Annotated in this window: 17 protein-coding genes; 5 read left to right on the top strand and 12 right to left on the bottom strand. The window is 68.6% G+C overall.

Annotation, left to right across the window (positions count from 1 at the left end; genetic code table 11):
• Window positions 1–83: 83 nt before the first annotated feature.
• The 7 genes from VZQ01_RS13320 to VZQ01_RS13290 all read right to left on the bottom strand — a co-directional run bounded on the left by VZQ01_RS13320 (window position 84) and on the right by VZQ01_RS13290 (window position 8,405).
• Window positions 84–1,643: an NADH-quinone oxidoreductase subunit N gene (locus VZQ01_RS13320; RefSeq protein ID WP_248542514.1), complete on the bottom strand. Its 1,560-nt coding sequence runs from the start codon at window positions 1,641–1,643 to the stop codon at window positions 84–86.
• A 24-nt stretch (window positions 1,644–1,667) separates the two neighbouring features.
• A complete protein-coding gene (locus VZQ01_RS13315) occupies window positions 1,668–3,398 on the bottom strand; it encodes a complex I subunit 4 family protein (protein ID WP_223746159.1) in 1,731 nt (576 codons plus the stop codon).
• Window positions 3,395–5,629 (bottom strand): NADH-quinone oxidoreductase subunit L, encoded by a 2,235-nt coding sequence (gene nuoL / locus VZQ01_RS13310; RefSeq protein WP_223746160.1) that lies wholly within the window; start codon window positions 5,627–5,629, stop codon window positions 3,395–3,397. Before nuoL ends, VZQ01_RS13315 begins: the two co-directional genes overlap by 4 nt.
• 22 nt (window positions 5,630–5,651) lie before the next feature.
• Window positions 5,652–5,954 carry an NADH-quinone oxidoreductase subunit NuoK gene (gene nuoK / locus VZQ01_RS13305; RefSeq protein ID WP_046711231.1) on the bottom strand — a complete coding sequence of 101 codons (303 nt, stop codon included), beginning with the start codon at window positions 5,952–5,954 and terminating at the stop codon, window positions 5,652–5,654.
• Window positions 5,955–6,029: 75 nt separating this feature from the next.
• The gene (locus VZQ01_RS13300) at window positions 6,030–6,539 is read right to left on the bottom strand and encodes an NADH-quinone oxidoreductase subunit J family protein (RefSeq protein WP_223746161.1); all 510 of its coding nucleotides are present in this window, start codon (window positions 6,537–6,539) and stop codon (window positions 6,030–6,032) included.
• Entirely contained in the window at window positions 6,536–7,876 is a 1,341-nt protein-coding gene (nuoF, locus tag VZQ01_RS13295; protein ID WP_223783442.1) for an NADH-quinone oxidoreductase subunit NuoF, read from the bottom strand. The genes VZQ01_RS13300 and nuoF overlap by 4 nt, the downstream gene beginning before the upstream one ends.
• A gap of 40 nt (window positions 7,877–7,916) precedes the next feature.
• A complete protein-coding gene (locus tag VZQ01_RS13290; RefSeq protein WP_141324621.1) occupies window positions 7,917–8,405 on the bottom strand; it encodes an NADH-quinone oxidoreductase subunit NuoE family protein in 489 nt (162 codons plus the stop codon).
• Between the two features lie 105 nt (window positions 8,406–8,510).
• Here VZQ01_RS13290 and VZQ01_RS13285 point away from each other — a divergent pair, with 105 nt between their 5' ends.
• The 3 genes from VZQ01_RS13285 (at window position 8,511) to serB (ending at window position 12,269) form a co-directional block, all read left to right on the top strand.
• On the top strand, window positions 8,511–9,260 hold the full coding sequence (locus VZQ01_RS13285; protein WP_421538351.1) for a TIGR02266 family protein: 750 nt from the start codon (window positions 8,511–8,513) through the stop codon (window positions 9,258–9,260).
• Between the two features lie 67 nt (window positions 9,261–9,327).
• Window positions 9,328–10,911 (top strand): serine/threonine-protein kinase, encoded by a 1,584-nt coding sequence (locus tag VZQ01_RS13280; protein ID WP_223746163.1) that lies wholly within the window; start codon window positions 9,328–9,330, stop codon window positions 10,909–10,911.
• 167 nt (window positions 10,912–11,078) lie between these two features.
• Window positions 11,079–12,269 (top strand): phosphoserine phosphatase SerB, encoded by a 1,191-nt coding sequence (gene serB / locus VZQ01_RS13275; RefSeq protein WP_426748004.1) that lies wholly within the window; start codon window positions 11,079–11,081, stop codon window positions 12,267–12,269.
• A gap of 3 nt (window positions 12,270–12,272) precedes the next feature.
• On the opposite strand, the gene VZQ01_RS13270 is transcribed toward serB, so the two are convergent.
• Window positions 12,273–13,136, bottom strand: a complete 864-nt coding sequence (locus VZQ01_RS13270) for a GspE/PulE/PilB domain-containing protein (protein WP_426748002.1) — start codon at window positions 13,134–13,136, stop codon at window positions 12,273–12,275.
• A gap of 81 nt (window positions 13,137–13,217) precedes the next feature.
• On the opposite strand from VZQ01_RS13270, the gene VZQ01_RS13265 reads away from it, so the two are divergent.
• Both VZQ01_RS13265 and VZQ01_RS13260 read left to right on the top strand, forming a co-directional pair.
• Window positions 13,218–13,412, top strand: a complete 195-nt coding sequence (locus tag VZQ01_RS13265; RefSeq protein WP_141328702.1) for a CPXCG motif-containing cysteine-rich protein — start codon at window positions 13,218–13,220, stop codon at window positions 13,410–13,412.
• Between the two features lie 257 nt (window positions 13,413–13,669).
• Entirely contained in the window at window positions 13,670–14,119 is a 450-nt protein-coding gene (locus tag VZQ01_RS13260; RefSeq protein ID WP_426748001.1) for an Hsp20/alpha crystallin family protein, read from the top strand.
• Between the two features lie 134 nt (window positions 14,120–14,253).
• Here the strand turns inward: VZQ01_RS13260 and VZQ01_RS13255 are convergent, their stop codons facing one another.
• The 4 genes from VZQ01_RS13255 to pyrG are packed head-to-tail and all read right to left on the bottom strand — an operon-like array spanning window position 14,254 to window position 17,991.
• A complete protein-coding gene (locus VZQ01_RS13255; protein ID WP_046711239.1) occupies window positions 14,254–14,874 on the bottom strand; it encodes a response regulator in 621 nt (206 codons plus the stop codon).
• A 35-nt stretch (window positions 14,875–14,909) separates the two neighbouring features.
• Window positions 14,910–15,491 carry a KdsC family phosphatase gene (locus VZQ01_RS13250; RefSeq protein ID WP_046717472.1) on the bottom strand — a complete coding sequence of 194 codons (582 nt, stop codon included), beginning with the start codon at window positions 15,489–15,491 and terminating at the stop codon, window positions 14,910–14,912.
• A gap of 29 nt (window positions 15,492–15,520) precedes the next feature.
• Window positions 15,521–16,360 (bottom strand): 3-deoxy-8-phosphooctulonate synthase, encoded by an 840-nt coding sequence (gene kdsA / locus VZQ01_RS13245; RefSeq protein WP_223746167.1) that lies wholly within the window; start codon window positions 16,358–16,360, stop codon window positions 15,521–15,523.
• Window positions 16,357–17,991, bottom strand: coding sequence for a CTP synthase (pyrG, locus tag VZQ01_RS13240; protein WP_408888028.1), 1,635 nt, complete (start codon window positions 17,989–17,991; stop codon window positions 16,357–16,359). The genes kdsA and pyrG overlap by 4 nt, the downstream gene beginning before the upstream one ends.
• Window positions 17,992–18,075 lie beyond the last annotated feature (84 nt).

The raw sequence follows: 18,075 nt of genomic DNA, 5'->3' as shown, positions 1-18,075 counted from the left end.
CACTCCGGTGCCCCTGAAAGACGACGCCCGCCCGGGCACGAGGCCGGGGCGGGCGGAGTCGACGGGCTCGCGGCCCGCGAAGGCTACTGACCGAAGAGGCTGCTGGCCTGCACCAGCCACGCGGTGACGGGGCCGGGGAGGATGCCCAGCACCACCACGGCCGCGGTGGAGAGCACCAGGGCCAGCTCGGTGGACCAGCTGCGCTCCAGCGCCTGGGCGCCCTCGGGCACCGGGCGCATGAACATGTAGACCACCACGCGCAGGTAGTAATAGACGCCCGCCGCGCTGGAGAGCACGCCGATGATGGCCAGGCCGATGAGGCCCGCGTCCACCGCGCTCTGGAACACGAGCAGCTTGCTCATGAAGCCGATGGTGGGAGGAATTCCGCCCAGCGACAGCATGAACGCGGCCATGGCCACGGCCCAGCCCGGACGCCGCTGCGCCAGGCCACTGAAGCGCTCCAAATCCCACGCGGTGCCCTTCTCCTCGTCCTCGCGACGCTCGAGCACGGACACCAGGGTGAAGGCGCCCACCGCGCTGAAGGTGTAGGCCAGCAGGTAGAAGAGGATGCCGCGCAGCGCCTGCGAGCGCGCCAGCTCCAGCGGCGAGCCACCCGTCAGCTCCGACGGGCCCAGGAGGCGGAACTGCTCGCCCGGCGCCGTGACGAACAGCGCCGCCACGCCCACCAGGAGGTAGCCGGCGTGGGCGATGGACGAGTACGCCAGCATGCGCTTCACGTTGCGCTGCGGAATCGCCAGCAGGTTGCCCACCACCATGGTGAGGAAGGCCAGGGTGGAGAACAGCACCAGCGGCATCTGCGGGTCGATGCCCTTGCCCACCGTCAGGAACACGCGCACCAGCGCCGCGAAGGCGGCCGCCTTCACGCCCGCGCTCATCAGCGCGGTGACGGGGGTGGGGGCGCCCTCGTAGACGTCCGGCGTCCACATGTGGAACGGCACCGCGGCCACCTTGAAGGCGAAGCCGGAGCCCAGGAGGATGAGGCCCGCGTAGACCAGCGCCGGCTGCTGGGCGAGCGCCGTCGACAGCGGCCCGGCCATGGCCGTCAGCGTGGTGGTGCCGGTGGCGCCGTACAGCAGCGCCGCGCCGTACAGCAGCACCGCGGACGAGAACGCGCCCAGGATGAAGTACTTGAAGCCCGCCTCGGAGGGCCGCGTCCCGCGCCGCAGGTACGACGTCAGCGCGTACGTGGCGATGGAGAGGACCTCCAGGTTGACGAACAGGGTGATGAGCTCGTTGGACAGGGCCAGCAGGCTCATGCCCGCCGCGGCGAACAGCATCAGCGCGTAGAACTCACCGCGCTCCGCGCCGCGCTTGCGCAGGAAGCTCACCGAGCTGAGCGACGCCAGCCCCAGGCCCACGCACACCACGAAGGTGAGGAAGCTGGAGAAGGGGTCCAGCACGCCGAAGCCGAGGAACGCCTCGTGCGCCGGCTCGAACATGTTGGACACGGCCACGGCGCCGGCCGCCACCGCCGCCACCACGGAGAGCACGGCCTGGTAGGACCGCGACGCGGTGCTGCTGAGGAACACCTCCGACAGCAGCAGGATGCAGGCTCCCACCACCAGGATGATGGCGGGAATCAGCGGGAGGAAGTCTGCCAGGGTCAGATTGGGCAGGGGCAAGGTCATGGCGAGGGCTCAGTCGGCTTACGGCCGGGACGAGGGGACGGCCCGGGCGGCGAGCGGGGCAGGGGCGCTCGGGGCTGCCACGGTGGGGTTGGCCGGCAGGGACATCACCTCCACGCGCACCTGGTCGGCCTGCACACCCGCTCCGGGCGTGCCCACGCGGGCGCGGGACAGGAAGCGCTCCGTGGACGGCTCGATGCGGTCCAGGAAGGGCTGGGGCATCAGGCCCATCACCCCAACGAGGATGATGAAGGGCAGCACCGTCAGGCTCTCGCGCACGTTCATGTCGCGCAGGTGCTGGTTCTCCCGGTGCGTCAGGCCGCCGAAGAACACCTTCTGCACCATCCACAGCATGTACGCCGCGCCCAGGATGACGCCCGTGGTCGCGAACGCGCCGAACACCGCCGTCAGGTGCGGGTTGCCGGCCGCCGCGCCCAGGTCGCTCTTGAACGTGCCGAGCAGCACCAGGAACTCACCGATGAAGCCGTTGGTGCCGGGCACCGCCACCGAGGAGAAGGTGATGATGATGAAGGCCGTGGTGAACACCGGCATCACCTTGGCGATGCCGCCGAAGTCCGCCATCAGGCGGCTGTGGCGCCGCTCGTAGAGGAAGCCGAACAGGAGGAACAGCGCGCCCGTGGACACGCCGTGGTTGAGCATCTGGTACGCGCTGCCCGTGGCGCCCTCCGCCGTCAGCGCGAAGATGCCCAGCATGCAGTAGCCCAGGTGGCTGACGGACGAGTAGGCGATGAGCTTCTTGATGTCCCGCTGCGCCAGGCACATCAGCGCCCCGTAGACGATGCCGATGACGGCCAGCGTCGCCAGGAACGGCCGGGCCTGCTGCGCGGCCACCGGGAAGAGCGGAATCGCGTAGCGCCAGAAGCCGAAGGTGCCCATCTTCAGCATCACGCCGGCCAGGATCATGGAGCCGGCCACCGGCGCCTGCACGTGCGCGTCCGGCAGCCACGTGTGCACCGGCCACATCGGCACCTTGATGGCGAACGCCAGCGCGAACGCCGCGAACAGCCAGGGGCCGTAGGTGTGCAGCGTCGCGGCCATGCCCGTCAGCGAATCACACGCGCCCGCGGGTCCCGCCGAGCACGCGGACAGCTGCCGGTTCGCGTCCAGGAGGCCGTTGTAGATGCTCGCGTAGTCGAACGAGCGCGCGCCCGCCGGCGAGCTGATGAAGTACACCGCGATGAGCGCCACCAGCATCAGCAGCGAGCCCACCAGCGTGTAGAGGAAGAACTTCACCGCCGCCATCTGGCGGTCCTCGGCGCCCCACACACCCACCAGCAGGTACATGGGGATGAGCATGGCCTCGAAGAAGATGTAGAAGAGCAGCACGTCCAGCGACACCAGCGCGCCCAGCATCGTCGTCTGGAGCACCAGCAGCGCCAGGTGGAACTCCTTGATGCGGTGGCTGATGTACGTGGTGGAGGCCAGCACCACCAGGGGGCCCAGGAACACCGTCAGGAGGATGAGGCTCACCGCCAGGCCATCCACGCCCAGGTGGTAGCTCAGCCCGAACTCCTGGAACCAGGGCACCCGGTACTCGAGCTGGAACTCGGGACCGCCGACCTCGAAGCGTGAGTACGCCCACACGCCGAAGACCAGGTCCACCACCATGCCGATGAACGTGACGGTGCGAATCTGCCCCGCCTCGCCGGCGGGCAGCATCAGCACCAGCGCCGCGAAGACGAGCGGCAGGAAGACGACGAGGTTGAGCAGGTGGGTGTCGAAGAAGCTCATTGCAGCACCTGGATGAGGGCGTAGGCCACGCCGCCGAGCAGGGCGAGGGCCATCACTGCGGCATAGGCCTGGGCGTCGCCCGACTGGACGTAGCGCAGCGCGCTGCCCACGCGCGCCGTCACCCACGCCGTGCCGCGCACCGCCACGGTGTCGATGAGGAGCGCGTCCACCACGCGGAAGAGGATGAAGCTCATGAACTTGATGGGCCGGATGATGGCCAGCTCGTACAGCTCGTCCACGTAGAACTTGTTCTGCGCCGCGCGGCGCACCGCCCGGGCATAGGCCGGCGCGGGCTGACCCGCGCGGGACGGGAAGAAGCGCAGGTACAGGAACGCCGCCAGCGCGCCGCCGGAGACGGCCACCAGCCACGCGAAGCCGTAGTCACCCAGCGTGGGGACGCTCGTGTCGAGCTCCACCGTCTTGCCCGTGGCGACCACGCGGTTCATCGCGGCGAACACCGGGCTCAGGAAGTTCTCGAACACCGGCTGCGGACGGCCGTCACCGGGCGCCTTGAGCAGCGGCCACGCGTACACGGAGGCCACCACGCTGAGCACCGCCAGCACCACCAGGGGCAGCGTCATCTGCCACGCGCTCTCGTGCGCGTGCGCCACCTTGGCCTCCTTGGAGCGGGGCCCCTCGAAGGTCAGCAGGTACACGCGCGTCATGTAGAACGCGGTGCACGCGGCGATGAGCAGGCCCAGGTAGTAGACCGCGCTGGACACCCAGTGCAGGCCCGCCAGGTGGTTGTGGTGCACGCCGTGGAAGATGGCGTCCTTCGAGAAGAAGCCGGACAGCGGGATGATGCCGGTGATGGCCAGCGTGGCGACGAAGAAGGTGCCCCACGTCCACTTCATCTCGTGGCGCAGGCCGCCCAGCTTCTTGATGTCCGTCTCGTCCCCGTTGCCGTGCATCACGCTGCCGGCGCCCAGGAACAGACACGCCTTGAAGAACGCGTGCGTCACCAGGTGCAGCACGGCCGCCCAGAAGATGCCCATGCCCACGCCCATGAACATGATGCCCAGCTGGGACACCGTGGAGTAGGCGAGCACCTTCTTGATGTCGTCCTGCGCGAAGGCGATGAGCGCCGCCAGGAGCGACGTCAGCGCGCCGATGATGGCCACCGTGGCCATGGCCGTGGGGCTGAGCACCAGCAGCGCGGACATGCGGCTGAACAGGTACACGCCCGCGGTCACCATCGTCGCGGCGTGGATGAGCGCGGAGACCGGCGTCGGGCCGGCCATGGCGTCCGGCAGCCAGACGTAGAGTGGCAGCTGCGCGCTCTTGCCCGCGGCGCCCAGGAGGAACAGCAGGAGCGCCACCGTCATCACGCCGCCGAACGTGTAGCCCTCCAGGGGGCCCGCGGCAATGGTCGTGGACAGGTCCACCTTGCCAGCGCCGCCCTCGGGCATCGCCTCGGCGAACTTCTGCAGGCCCAGGAAGGTGACGGGCCCCTTGTCCTCGAGCGCGGAGGCGTAGCGCTGGCTGGTGCTGCCCGCCGCCGTGTAGTCGCGCTCGTCGGCTTGCCGGTTGAAGGCGCCGACCATCAGCACCATCAGGAACGTGGCGATGAGGAACGCGAAGTCACCGATGCGGTTGGTGACGAACGCCTTGCGGCCGGCCCACGCCTTGGCGGGGTCCGTGTACCAGAAGCCGATGAGCAGGTAGCTGGCCATGCCCACGCCCTCCCAGCCCACGAAGAGCAGGACCAGGTTGTCGGCCAGCACCAGCGTCAGCATCGCCGCGACGAAGAGGTTCAGGTACGCGAAGAACCGCCAGTAGGCCTCGTCGTGCTCCATGTAGCTGGTGGAGTACAGGTGGATGAGGAAGCCCACGCCGGTGATGACCAGCAGGAGGATGCCGGACAGGTGGTCCACCATCAGCCCGAAGTTCACCCGGAAGTCGCCCACCGAGAACCAGGTGCCGTAGTCGTGCGCAATCGCGTAGCGCACGTAGTCCCGCTCGTTGCCGAACGGGTTCACGATGAAGGACAGGAGCCGGCGGCTCTCCAGGTCCATGGAGCTGGTGGCCCAGAAGGCCAGCACGCTCAGCACGAAGGCGCCCGCGACCGCGGAGCACGCGACCAGGTGCACGTTGGCGCGGCCCAGCATCTTGCCGAACACGCCGCAGATGAACGCGCCCAACAGGGGCAGCGCGATGATGAGCCAGAGCGAGGGCGCCATCACTTCTGGCGCGACCGGCGCGACCTGGAGGAATTCCGAGAAGGTGCTCATGAGTGGGCTCCTGGCGTGTCCGTCAGTGCTTCATGGTCCGGATGTCTTCCACCAGGATGCTGCCTCGGCTCCGGAAGACGGCGATGACGATGGCCAGTCCAATGGCCGCTTCCGCCGCGGCCACCGCGATGACGAAGAAGGCGGAGACGTGCCCGATGCTGTCGCCGTGCATGCGGGCGAAGGCCAGGAACGTCAGGTTCGCCGCGTTGAGCATCAGCTCCACGCACATGAAGACGACCAGTGCGTTGCGGCGCACCAGCACGCCGAACATGCCCATGCAGAACAGGGCGGCGGCAAGCAGGAGGTAGTAGGAGATGGGGACCATGGCCGGTTCGGGGCCTCGCGGGCGGACGACCTGCGCCGCCATCTAGCACAGAAAGTTTGAGGGAGTCGGCTGCGATCAGATTCGCGACTTGGCCACGACGACCGCGCCCACGATGGCCACCAGGAGCAGCAGGCTCACCGCCTCGAAGGGAAGCAGCCACTGGGTGAAGATGACCTGACCCAGCGTCGCCATGGTGCCGAAGGTCGCCTGCGCCTCCACGCCCATGGACGGGGGCGGCCCCGAGGGCAGCTTGCTGAGCGCGATGCCCAGCACCGCCAGGAGGCCCACCGTCGCCACCCCGCCCACGAGCCTCGCCAGCGTGGGCTTTCCACGCGAGGGCGACTCGCTCAGGTTCAGCAGCATGATGACGAACAGGAAGAGCACCATGATGGCGCCCGCGTAGACGAGCACCTGGAGCACCGCCACCGTGTGCGCCCAGAGCAGGACGTACAGCCCGGCCAGGAAGAAGAACGTGGAGACCAGGGCCATGGCGGAGTTGATGGGACTCCGCGCGAAGATGACCATCCCGGCCGACAGCAGCGTCAGGAGCGCGAACGCCCCGAAGAGGATGAGCTCGATGTTCAAGACCAGTCTCCGAACGAACCCCAGGGCTTGTCGCCGAACGGGCAGCGCTTCTCGCGGATGTGGGCCTCGAACTCGTCCTTGAACCGCATCAGGAACGAGTGCGTGGGCAGCGCCGCCGCGTCACCCAGCGCGCAGATGGTGTTGCCCAGGCCGATGGGCGGGTAGGGGGCGATGGAGGACGCCACGTTGGAGAGCATCTCCACGTCGCCCGGGTCGCCGCGGCCCTCTTCAATCTTGCGCAGAAGGCGCGTCTGCCACGGCGTGCCCTCGCGGCACGGCGTGCACTGGCCGCAGGACTCCTCCGCGTAGAAGCGCGCCACGCGCCACAGGCTGCGCACCATGCAGGTGGCGTCGTCCATGACGATGACGCCGCCGGAGCCCGCCATGGTCTGCTTGACCTTGAGGGCCTCGAACTCCATGGCCACGTCCAGCTCGTCCGCGCCCAGCACCGGCGCCGAGGACCCGCCCGGAATCACGGCCTTCACCTTGCGACCCGCCGGCATGCCGCGGCCGTACTTGTCGTCGTAGATGAGCTCCGCGAGGGTCGTGAACATCGACACCTCGTAGACGCCCGGGCGGTTCACCGTGCCGGACAGGCAGACCAGGCGCGTGCCGCCCGACTTGTCCGTGCCCAGCTTCGCGTACCAGTCCGAGCCGCCCGTGAAGACGTGGGGCACGCTGGCGAGCGTCTCCACGTTGTTCACCACCGTGGGGCTGCCGAACAGGCCGACGACGGCGGGGAAGGGGGGCTTCAGGCGCGGCCAGCCCTTCTTGCCCTCCAGGCTCTCCAGCAGGGCCGTCTCCTCGCCGCAGATGTAGGCGCCGGCGCCGCGGACCAGGTAGCAGTTGAGCTCGAAGTCCTTGCCCATCAGCTTCTTGCCGAAGATGCCCGCCTTGTACGCCTCGTCGATGGCGGCCTGGCAGCGCTCCGCGGGGAACTTGAACTCGCCGCGCAGGTACACGTAGCAGGTGTGCACGCCCAGCGCGTAGGACGCGATGGCGATGCCCTCCAGCATCATGTGCGGGTCGTCCTCGAGGATGTAGCGGTCCTTGAAGGTGCCCGGCTCGGACTCGTCGCCGTTGACCGCGAGGTACTTGGGCTTGGGGCTGTCCTTGGGGACGAAGCTCCACTTCAGGCCCGTGGGGAAGCCGGCGCCGCCGCGACCGCGGAGGTTGGACTTCTTCACCTCGTCGATGATGGCGGCCGGCTGCATCTCCAGCGCCTTCTTCAGACCCTCGTAGCCACCGCGCTTCTTGTAGCTGTCCAACGTCCAGGACTGGGGCTTGCCCCAGGCCGCGGAGATGATCGGGTCGATGCCCTTTGCCGTAGAGGCCATGTGATGACGTCCTGCCTGGGTGAAAGGGTGGCGCTTCAGCTCAGCTCAGCTTGGCCAGGATGGCGTCCAGCTTCGCGCGGGTGAGGCTCTCGTGGTGATCCTCGTTGATCTGCAGGCACGGCGCCGTGCCGCAGGAGGCCAGGCACTCGGTCTCGCGCAAGGTGAACTTCTCGTTGGCTTCACCTGCCTTGAGGCCGAGCTTCTCCTCCAGGTAGGCGAGCATCTTCTCCGCGCCCCAGAGCGAGCAGGAGAGGTTCGTGCAGACGTCGATGACGTACTTGCCCGGCTTCTTCAGGTGGTACATCACGTAGAAGCTGGCGACCTCGTAGGCGCGCTCCGGCGTGACCTCCAGGTGCTTGGCGACCAGCCGCAGGCCCTCGGGCGGCAGCCAGCCCTTGATCTCCTGGAGCAGGCGCAGCGCCGGGAGCATGCCCGCGCTTTTGCGATCAGAGGGGTAGTGGGAGATGATCTCCGCGATACCCGCGTCGAACTTCTTCTGCTCTTCAGGAGTGAACAGGGGCTCCGCCATGGCGGGGGGCTACGTATTGCTCCAAAGGCCGCGTTGTCAACATAAACCCTCGACGGTACACTGGGCCGCCATCAGCAAATTGCCGAGCGATTTCAACCCCTTGTTATGACCCCGGGCCCAGAGAACAAGCGTCAGCACCCCCGGGTCCCGGCCGTGCTGAAGGTGGAGTACGCGGACGGACGCCAGGCGCGTGACGTCACGGAGAACCTGTCCCATTCGGGGCTCTTCGTGCAGACCGACCAGGCCTTCACCCTGGGGGACGAGGTGCGGCTCGCACTTTCTTTCCCGGGACTGCTGGATCCGGTAGAAGTCACCGGCATCGTGGCCTGGATGAGGCCCGCGGGCGTCGATCAGCCCGGAGGAGTCGGGGTCCGCGTCGAGCGCGCGGAGGACAGGCGCAGACTGGGTGACATCTTGAGTGCGGCAGGACCCAACAGCCACGCGCCCCACGCCGAGCACGAGGGGTACCGTGTGCTCATCGTCGAGGACAACCCGCACATCATCGAGATGTACAGCTACGTGCTGAAGAAGCTGGCGTCCGGTGAGCTGCACGGGAAGGTGCCCCTGGAGGTCCACTTCGCGCCGGACGGGCACCACGCGCTGGGCATGCTGCGCGAGGGCCGCTTCAGCCTGGTGATGACGGACCTCTACATGCCGGTGATGGACGGCTTCGCGCTCGTGGAGCGCATCCGGGAGGAGGAGGCCCTGCGGGCCATCCCCGTCATCGCCATCTCCGCCGGCGGCAAGGAGGCCCAGGACCGCGCGCTGCAGCTGGGCGTGGACATCTACCTGCGCAAGCCGGTGAAGTTCGTCGAGGTCCTGGAGACGGTGAAGCAGCTGCTTCGCATCCGCTGAGAACCCCCCGGGTTCCGCCAGTCCCACGTTGAGCGGTGGCGGGTGGACGTCGTAGAGTCGCCCACCCATGCCGAAGGCCGCCATCAACCGCGACGCCGTCAGTGGCGAGGCGCTGTTCATCCTCCGAAACCTGAGGGAGAACGGCCAACTCGGACGCTCCAACAAGCTGGCCGATGTGAAGGCCGCGCTGGAGCCGTCCGTCTCGCTCGATTTCGACAACTACTTCTTCTTCCTGCGCAAGTTCCACTACATCGCCATGGACCGCGAGGCCCAGCTCAAGCTCACCGAGCAGGGCGAGCGCGTGGCGGGCGGGGAGCTGTCGGACAAGTTCTCCGTGGAGGTGGGCGAGTTCTTCGCCGACCAGATTGCCTCGGCCGAGGACGAGCCCCCCGTGGCCCAGGGCACCGAGGAGTCGCTGGTGTTGCCGCCGCCCCCGCCGGAGCTGCTCCTGGACGAGGCGGAGGTGGTGCCCACCGCGGCCACGCAGATTGCGCCGCCCCCGTCGCCGCCGCCCATGCCGCCGATGCGCGCCGCGCGCTCGGCCATGCCCGCGCTGGACCTGACGCCGCCGCCCAACACGTCGCAGGTACCCGTGCCCGTCCCGGCGCCCTTCACGCCGCCTGTGCCCGTGGCGCTCATCACCCCCGCGACGCCCGAGCCTCGCCGGGAGACGTCCATCGGTCTGGCTCCCACCGCGCCGCTGCCCCTCGCTCCCCCGTCGTCGTCCGCCGCCCCTTCCATGCCCCCTCCCGCCGCCACTTCTCCCGTCGCCGCCGCGCCCGTCGCCCCGAAGGGCACGGAGCTGGACTTGCGCTACCAGAAGTTCGACCCCATCGGCACGGGCCCGCTGGGCACCGTCTTCAAGGGCCGCTTCACGGCGCTGGGGCTGGACATCTGCCTGAAGGAGCTCAAGGACATCTTCGGATACTTCTCCTTCCTGCAGCGCGGTGAGGTGCTCAAGCGGCTGAAGAAGGAGCTGTGCGCCCAGGCCCAGGTGCGCCACCCCGGCATCGTCCAGGTGGTGGACCAGAACGTGGAGGCCAGCCGCCCCTACTTCGTCCTGGAGCTGATGAACGGCAGCCTGAAGGAGCGGCTGGACGCGGGCGGGGGCAGCGGGGTGCCGGTGCCCTTCGCGCTGCGCACGTTCCTCCAGATGGCCTACGGCCTGCGCGCGGCCCACGCCACGGGGCTGACGCACCACAACCTCAAGCCGGAGAACGTCCTCTTCGACGCCTACGGCAACGCCAAGCTGTCCGACTTCGGCCTGGGCCGCGTGGTGGAGGTGGACGCCACCAAGGGCATGCCCCAGGTCTTCGTGGGCACCGGCGGCATGGCGTACATGGCCCCGGAGCTGATGAACCGCGGCGCCAAGGACCCGGGCCCCTCCGCGGACGTGTACGGGCTGGGCATCCTGCTCTACGAGATGCTCACCGGGCAGATTCCGGGCCGCCGCTCGCCGCTCCCCTCGGAGGTGAACCCCGAGGCGCCCAGCGGCCTGGACCAGCTCTTCGACAAGGCCACCCAGGACAAGCGCGAGCAGCGCTACCCGGACGTCGACGCCATGCTCGAGGACTTCTACAAGGCCTTCCCGGACAAGGAGTTCCTCGTCCGCGGCGACCTCATCCTCTCCTCCGAGTCGCCCCAGCAGTGACGCGCTCCCGGGCGCGGGCCTCCTCGTGAGGCTCGCCCCCCGTGTGGACGGTGGCGTGGAGAGGCCGTGTCCTGGCCCTCCGCCAGCGCGGTAGCAGGCAGGCACGACGTGGGGGCCTCGCGGCGTCCGCCCCGTCCAGGCGGGGTCATGGCATTGTGCCGCGCGCCATGACCTCCACTGCTCCAGGCTGTGTGCTCGTCACCGTGACGGGCAAGGACCACCCCGGCATCACCGCCCGCCTCACCGGCCTGCTCGCGGACGCGGGCGCCGAGCTGCTCGACGTGGAGCAGGTGGTGGTGCAGGGGCGGCTGACGCTGTGCCTCCTGGTGCGGCTGCCCGAGTCGGTGGGCATTCCCCGGGCGCTGCTCTTCGCCGCGCGGGAGCTCGGCGTGGCGCTGGACTTCCAGGCGGTGGAGACGCCGGACCCCGGGGCTCCCATGCCCGCGCGCTACGTCGTCACCGCGGTGGGGCGCGCGCTGGGGGCGGGGCAGCTGCACTCGCTCACCTCGCACCTGGCCCAGGCGGGCGCCAACGTGGAGCGCATCGTCCGGCTGTCCGAGCCGCACCTGGGCTCCATGGAGCTGCACGTCACCCTGCCGCCTGCGCTGGAGCCCCAGGTGCTCAAGCGCTCGCTGCTGGCGCTGTCCATGCGCGACAACACCTTCGACGTGGCGCTGCAGAAGGAGAGCCTGTTCCGGCGCGGCAAGCGGATGGTGGTGATGGACATGGACTCCACGCTCATCCGCATCGAGGTCATCGACGAGCTGGCGCGCGCGCACGGCGTGGGTGAGCAGGTCTCGCGCATCACCGAGCGCGCCATGCAGGGGGAGATGGACTACGACGAGTCGCTGCGCCAGCGCGTGGCGCTGCTGAAGGGGCTGGACGTGGACGTGCTGCACCGGCTCGCGGCCAACCTGCCCCTCACGGAGGGCGCCGAGACGCTGGTGCGCGTGCTCAAGCGCTTGGGCTACCGCACCGCGGTCATCAGCGGCGGCTTCTCCGTGGCGGCCGAGGCGCTCAAGGCGCGGCTCAGCATCGACCACGCCTACTCCAACGTGCTGGAGGCGGAGGGCGGCAGGCTCACCGGCCGCACCGTCGGGGCCATCGTCAACGCGCGCCGCAAGGCGGAGCTGCTCGAGCAGCTCGCGGCCCAGGAGGGCATCCTGCTCGAGCAGGTCATCGCGGTGGGCGACGGCGCCAACGACTTGCTGATGCTGGAGCGCGCGGGGCTGGGCATCGCGTTCCGCGCCAAGCCCCGGCTGCGCGAGGCCGCCGACACGTCCATCTCCGCCGGCGGGCTGGACACCATCCTCTACCTCCTGGGGCTCACCGGGCGGGAGCTCCAGGAGGCGGGCTGAGCGCTACAGGCGCATCCTGGCGGCGAGCTCGCGCTGCTGCAGCTTGCCCTTCTCCAGGAGCAGCTCCAGCAGGGCGCGCAGAATCTTGGAGCTCTTCTCTTGGTTCTGCTGGAGCGTCTGCAGCCGCTGCAGGTCCTCGTCCGTCCACTCGGGCGAGGTGGACGGGCCACCGGCCAGGATTTCGTCGAGGATGTCCGCCGCGCTCGACCCCTGGGCCGCCGCGGGCGGTGCGGGCCGCTCCGGAGCGCGGGGGGCTGGCGCCGCCGCGGGTGACTCGGGCGGGACGATGTCGGCGATGCGCTTCACCACCGTCTTGCCGCTCATGTCGACGACCTTGAACTCGTCCTCCTGCTCGTCGACGGTGGCCTGCGTGTCCGAGGACTGGTTGCGCGAGGGAGAGAAGCGCGTGCTGACCACCGGCTCCTGGCCTCGGTAGTGCCGCAGGATGGCGTGCTCGATTTCACGCTCGCCCGCCACCATGGGGACCACCCGGGCGCGGCTGCGGGCCGCCACCTGGTCCAGCGTGGCCAGGTCCGTGGGGTCCGCCATGGCCAGCACCAGCGTCTTGCCGTTGTCCTTGAGCGAGACGGGGAAGACGGCCTTCTGCTCGGCGAGCGTCATGTCCACGCGCGACAGCGCTCCCGCGTCCCGGCTGATGTTGCCCAGCTGCACGCGCTGCATCCCCAGGCCCTGGCAGATGGCCTCCGTAATCGTGTCCTCGGTGGCCAGCCCCAGGTCCGCGACGACGCGCGACAGCCGACCGCCCCACTGGTCCAGGGTGGCCATGGCGCTGCGGAGCTGGAGCTCGTCGATGACGCGGGCCTTGACGAGGATTTCGCCGATGCGATTGCGGGAAGGAGAAGCCATGGCTCGGGAGTCTACCGTCTGACGGCGCGGACGCTCAGTCCGCGACGCTTTCGCCCGCTACGAGGGCGAGGAGGCACCATCATGCAGCCCTTCGCGGAAGCCGCCATCCAGCAGTGCCCCTACTGTGGCGAGGAGGTGGAGGTCGACGTGGACCCCATCGGCGCCAGCGCGGAGCGCTACATCGAGGACTGCCCCGTCTGCTGCCGCCCGTGGACCGTGCATGTGTCGCGCGACGAGGAGGCCTACGCCGTGGCCCTGGCCCGCGACGACGACTGACGGCCCGGGTCCGCCCGTCCCGGAAGGCCCTCGTCCGGCGGTCCGGAGGGCAGGCGTGCGGGCAGGGTGGGAGGGGGCCGCGAGGGCCCGGGGGCGTTGCTTGACACGTCCCGGAGCATGGTTCTCTTGAGTCTTGTGAGGCGGCGCTGGAGTGGAGCCCCGATGGGGCCCCCGAGGCGAGACCGCCGACAACGACAACGTCTGTGATTCACACACCGTGCACTCCGCCAGAGGAGTGACACGCACAGGAGAAGACCATGCAGAATCGCAACCCGTTCAACTCCGCCGTGGTGGTGAACCCCCTGATGCGCGACTTCGACGCGCTCTTCCGTGAGTTCGCCCAGCCGGGCTTCTTCCGTCAGTCCACGGCCCGCGAGCGCGTGCCGGCGGCCGACATCCTCGAGTCCGAGGCGGGCGTCACCCTGCACCTCGACATGCCGGGCGTGGACGCCAAGGACATCCAGGTGACGGTGGAGCGCGACGTGCTCACCGTGAAGGCCGAGCGAAAGGCGCAGCCCGTCGCCGAGGGCGTGACCGTGCGCCGCCAGGAGCGCGCGCAGGGCGGCTTCACGCGCTCGTTCTCCCTGCCGGAGACGGTGGACGCCACCAAGGTGGAGGCGCGCTACGAGCAGGGCGTGCTGACGCTCACCTTGCCTCGACGCGAGGCGTCCAAGCCTCGGGTCATCGAGGTCAAGGTCCAGGGCTGATGCTTCGCGCGAGGCGTCGAATCGCGCGCACACCCCTGCTGGGAGGCCGCTGTCCGGGGAAGAACGGCGCGGCTTCCTCCTTCTTCACCCCTGTCGAGGGCTTCCGCGAGGGGGCGGCGGAAGCCCTCCCGACCTCAGCGCTTGGCGCCGAGCGAGATGGGCACGCGGAACAGCTCCAGCACCTGCTGCACATCGAGCGGCTTGGCCAGGCACGCGAGCGCGCCCGCCTGCTTGGACTGCTCCACGACGTCGGCGGTGTGCATGGACGTCATCGTGATGAGCCGCACACCCTCCATCTGCTTGCGCGCGCGGATGCGACGGCAGACCTCGAGGCCGTCGATGTCCGGCATGTTCAGGTCGATGATCATCCCGTGCGGCTTCTGCTCGGACACCAGCAGCAGGGCCTCCACGCCGCTCGTCGTCGTCTGGAGCTCCACCTGCGCGGAGAACGGCTTGAACGCGCGCTTGACGGCGTCCAGCACCGCCCGCTCGTCATCCACCACCAACAGCCGCACCGTGCCGCTGCCCAGCTCCTCCGGAACCGGCATCTGGTGCGCGATGAGGAAGGTGCGCAGGTCCGCCGAGCGCACCCGGCGGTGACCGCCCGGCGTCCTGAAGGCCATCAGGATGCCCCGGTCAATCCACTTGCTCACCGTGGACGGATCCACCTGAAGCAAACGACTGATGTCGTGCGTCGTGTAGAGCTGGTCCGTCATCGCCGTACTCCCCTCTTGCTGCATCATTCCGCTGCCCATGGAATCAACCACCTACCTTGAATACGGGGTTTCCTTCAACCTCTCTGCGCACTGCGTCCATCAGTCCCCCTCATCAGACCCACGGCCCCGTCCCACCGGGCACTGGCCTTGAGGCAGAGCTCCACGAGCTCCCGAGCGGCCCCACGGCCTCCCGGGCTCTGAGCCACGAAGTGGACCTCCTGACGCACCTCGGGAACTGCATCCGCGGGACACGCGGACAAGCCCACCCTCGACAGCGGGGCCAGGTCATTGTGGTCATCCCCCATGTAGGCACAGGCCTCATGGGGGACGCCCAGCTGCTGGAGGAGCTCGTCCAGTGCGGCACCCTTGTCCCGGCGGCCTTGAAACACAGCCGCCAGCCCGAGCTCCCGCCCGCGTGCCTCCACGATTCCTGAGGTGCGAGCGGTGAGGATGGCGGCGGGCAGGCCCGACAGCCGGGCCATGACCAGGGCGTGGCCATCCTTCACGTCGAAGCGCTTCATCAGCTCCCCGCCGTCGCCGTAATACAGGCCGCCGTCGGTGAGCACCCCGTCCACGTCGAAGACCAAGAGCCGCACGCGCGCCGCGCGGGACGTCAGCTCTTCCTTTCCAGGCTTGGAAGGTGCGTCCGTCTGCATCGTTTGCTCGGCTCCCCTCGTCGTGTTCATCAGCCGGGCTCGTGTCCCAACACCCGGCGGATATCCAGCACATTTCGTACCACGTCCTCGAACATCTGTGGATTGAGGGAGCACGGACCGTCACACAGGGCACGGTCAGGGTCCTCATGGACTTCCGTGAACAATGCATCAATCCCGGCGGCCGCGGCAGCGCGGGCGAGCAGTGAGACGAATTTGCGGTCGCCTCCCGTGACGCCGTCACCGGAGCTGGGCTGCTGCACGGAGTGCGTGGCGTCGAAGCACACGGCCAGGCCCGCCTCGCGCATCTGCGCCAGGCCCCGCATGTCCACCACCAGGTTGTTGTAGCCGAAGGTCGAACCCCGCTCGGTGACGAGCACGTTGGGGTTGCCCGTCTCGAACGCCTTGCGCGCCGAGTGGACGATGTCCTTGGGGGCCACGAACTGTCCCTTCTTCAAGTTCACGCCCTTTCCCGAGCGGGCCACCGCCTCGACCAGGTCCGTCTGCCGGCACAGGAACGCCGGTATCTGGATGATATCCACAACTTCCGAGGCAGGACCTACGTGGCTGGTTTCATGGACGTCCGTGAGGACCGGGACGCCCACTTCATCCCTGATACGCGCTAGGATGCGCAGCCCTTCCCGGAGGCCAGGACCTCGGAAGGACTTCCCGCTTGTCCGGTTGGCCTTGTCATACGAGCACTTGAAGGCATAGGGCACGCCCAGCCGGCTGGTGATGCCCTTGAGCAAGTGAGCATGTTTCAGCGCCATCTCCTCGGACTCGATGCTGTCCGGGCCGGCGATGACGAAGAGTTTCTGTCCCGGGCCAACCTTGTGGCCACAGAGGGTAATCGGAAGGCTGCTGGCGCTCATGCGCGCACCTGGCCGGCGGAGGCGTCGCGCTGGTCGAGCGCGGCCTTGATGAAGCCGGAGAAGAGGGGGTGGGGGGCGAAGGGCTTGCTCTTGAACTCGGGGTGGAACTGGCAGCCGACGAAGTAGGGGTGGTCCGACAGTTCAATCATCTCCACCAGGTTCAGCTCCGGATTATGACCGGAGATGACCAGGCCCGCCTCCTGCAACCGGCCGCGGTAGGCGTTGTTGACCTCGTAGCGGTGCCGGTGGCGCTCCTGGATGAGGTCCTGGCCGTAGAGCTGGTGGGCGCGGGTGGTGGGCTTGAGCGCGCAGGCGTAGCTGCCCAGGCGCATGGTGCCTCCCTTGTCCTGCACCGACACCTGGCTCTCCATGAGCGTCACCACCGGGTGCGGCGTGTGCTCGTTGAACTCCAGGCTGTTCGCGTTGGGGAGCCCCAGCACGCTCCGGCTGAACTCCACCACCGCCATCTGCAGGCCCAGGCAGATGCCGAAGAACGGAATCTTCTTCTCCCGCGCGTAGCGCACGGCGGCGATCTTCCCCTCGGTGCCCCGCACGCCGAAGCCGCCGGGGACCAGGATGGCGTCCACGCCGGCGAGCAGCTTCTCGGGCCCCTGCGCCTCCACGTCCTGGCTGTCCACGAAGTGCAGGTTGACCTTCACGTCGTTGGCGATGCCGCCGTGGAGCAGGGCCTCGTTGAGGCTCTTGTAGCTCTCCGTCAGGTTCACGTACTTGCCGACGATGGCCACCTGCACCTGGCCTCGCGCGGGCTCGTACACCTTGCGGATGATGTTCTCCCAGCGCTCCAGGTGCGGCGCGCGGCTCCAGATGTTGAGCACCTCCGCGAGCCGGTCATCCAGGCCCTGCCGGTGCAGCTCCAGCGGCAGCTCGTAGATGCTGCGCACGTCCGGGGACGTGAACACGTTGCCGGTGTCCACGTTGCAGAACATCGCAATCTTGTCCTTGAGCTCGCGCGACACCTCGCGGTCCGTGCGGCACACCAGGAAGTCGGGCTGGATGCCGATTTCCCGCAGCTTCATCACCGAGTGCTGCGTGGGCTTGGTCTTCACCTCGCCCGCCGCGCCGATGTACGGCAGGAGCGTCAGGTGCACGTAGACGGCGTTCTGGCTGCCCACGTCGTAGCGCATCTGGCGGATGGCCTCGAGGAAGGGCAGGGACTCGATGTCGCCCACCGTGCCGCCCACCTCCACGATGACCACGTCCGCGTCCTGGGCCGCCTGACGGATGCTCGCCTTGATTTCATCCGTGATGTGCGGAATCACCTGCACCGTCTTGCCCAGGTACTCGCCGCGGCGCTCCTTCATGATGACCGCGTGGTAGATGCGGCCGGACGTGAAGTTGTTGAGCCGGCTCATCCGCGCGTTGGTGAAGCGCTCGTAGTGGCCCAGGTCCATGTCCGTCTCGCCACCGTCCTCGGTGACGAAGACCTCGCCGTGCTGGAACGGGCTCATCGTGCCCGGGTCCACGTTGATGTACGGGTCCAGCTTGAGCAACGTGACGGCGAGGCCACGGTTCTCCAGCAGGGCGCCGATGGAGGCCGAGGCGAGGCCCTTGCCGAGGGAGCTGACCACTCCGCCCGTCACGAAAATGAACTTGGTCTTCTTGGAGCGCATATCCCGTTCTGCCAAGTAGGGCAGGGATGCGTCAATTATTCTGCGCCGGACGGGGGGTCGACCGGTCCGCCTGCTGACGCCGCC

Source organism: Myxococcus faecalis, from assembly GCF_050039385.1.
Taxonomy (GTDB): Bacteria; Myxococcota; Myxococcia; order Myxococcales; family Myxococcaceae; genus Myxococcus; species Myxococcus fulvus.
Note: the sequence above shows the minus strand (reverse complement) of the source record. Positions and strands in the feature narration are given on the sequence as shown.

What these genes read in the sequence shown, in the direction of transcription:
- VZQ01_RS13270 (WP_426748002.1), bottom strand. Translation starts at nt 13,136, where the DNA reads ATGGCTTCTCCTTCCCGCAATCGCATCGGCGAAATCCTCGTCAAGGCC.
- serB (WP_426748004.1), top strand. Translation starts at nt 11,079, where the DNA reads ATGACCTCCACTGCTCCAGGCTGTGTGCTCGTCACCGTGACGGGCAAG.
- pyrG (WP_408888028.1), bottom strand. Translation starts at nt 17,991, where the DNA reads ATGCGCTCCAAGAAGACCAAGTTCATTTTCGTGACGGGCGGAGTGGTC.
- VZQ01_RS13280 (WP_223746163.1), top strand. Translation starts at nt 9,328, where the DNA reads ATGCCGAAGGCCGCCATCAACCGCGACGCCGTCAGTGGCGAGGCGCTG.
- nuoL (WP_223746160.1), bottom strand. Translation starts at nt 5,629, where the DNA reads ATGAGCACCTTCTCGGAATTCCTCCAGGTCGCGCCGGTCGCGCCAGAA.
- nuoK (WP_046711231.1), bottom strand. Translation starts at nt 5,954, where the DNA reads ATGGTCCCCATCTCCTACTACCTCCTGCTTGCCGCCGCCCTGTTCTGC.
- VZQ01_RS13260 (WP_426748001.1), top strand. Translation starts at nt 13,670, where the DNA reads ATGCAGAATCGCAACCCGTTCAACTCCGCCGTGGTGGTGAACCCCCTG.
- VZQ01_RS13255 (WP_046711239.1), bottom strand. Translation starts at nt 14,874, where the DNA reads ATGGGCAGCGGAATGATGCAGCAAGAGGGGAGTACGGCGATGACGGAC.
- nuoF (WP_223783442.1), bottom strand. Translation starts at nt 7,876, where the DNA reads ATGGCCTCTACGGCAAAGGGCATCGACCCGATCATCTCCGCGGCCTGG.
- kdsA (WP_223746167.1), bottom strand. Translation starts at nt 16,360, where the DNA reads ATGAGCGCCAGCAGCCTTCCGATTACCCTCTGTGGCCACAAGGTTGGC.
- VZQ01_RS13290 (WP_141324621.1), bottom strand. Translation starts at nt 8,405, where the DNA reads ATGGCGGAGCCCCTGTTCACTCCTGAAGAGCAGAAGAAGTTCGACGCG.
- VZQ01_RS13265 (WP_141328702.1), top strand. Translation starts at nt 13,218, where the DNA reads ATGCAGCCCTTCGCGGAAGCCGCCATCCAGCAGTGCCCCTACTGTGGC.
- VZQ01_RS13250 (WP_046717472.1), bottom strand. Translation starts at nt 15,491, where the DNA reads ATGCAGACGGACGCACCTTCCAAGCCTGGAAAGGAAGAGCTGACGTCC.
- VZQ01_RS13285 (WP_421538351.1), top strand. Translation starts at nt 8,511, where the DNA reads ATGACCCCGGGCCCAGAGAACAAGCGTCAGCACCCCCGGGTCCCGGCC.
- VZQ01_RS13315 (WP_223746159.1), bottom strand. Translation starts at nt 3,398, where the DNA reads ATGAGCTTCTTCGACACCCACCTGCTCAACCTCGTCGTCTTCCTGCCG.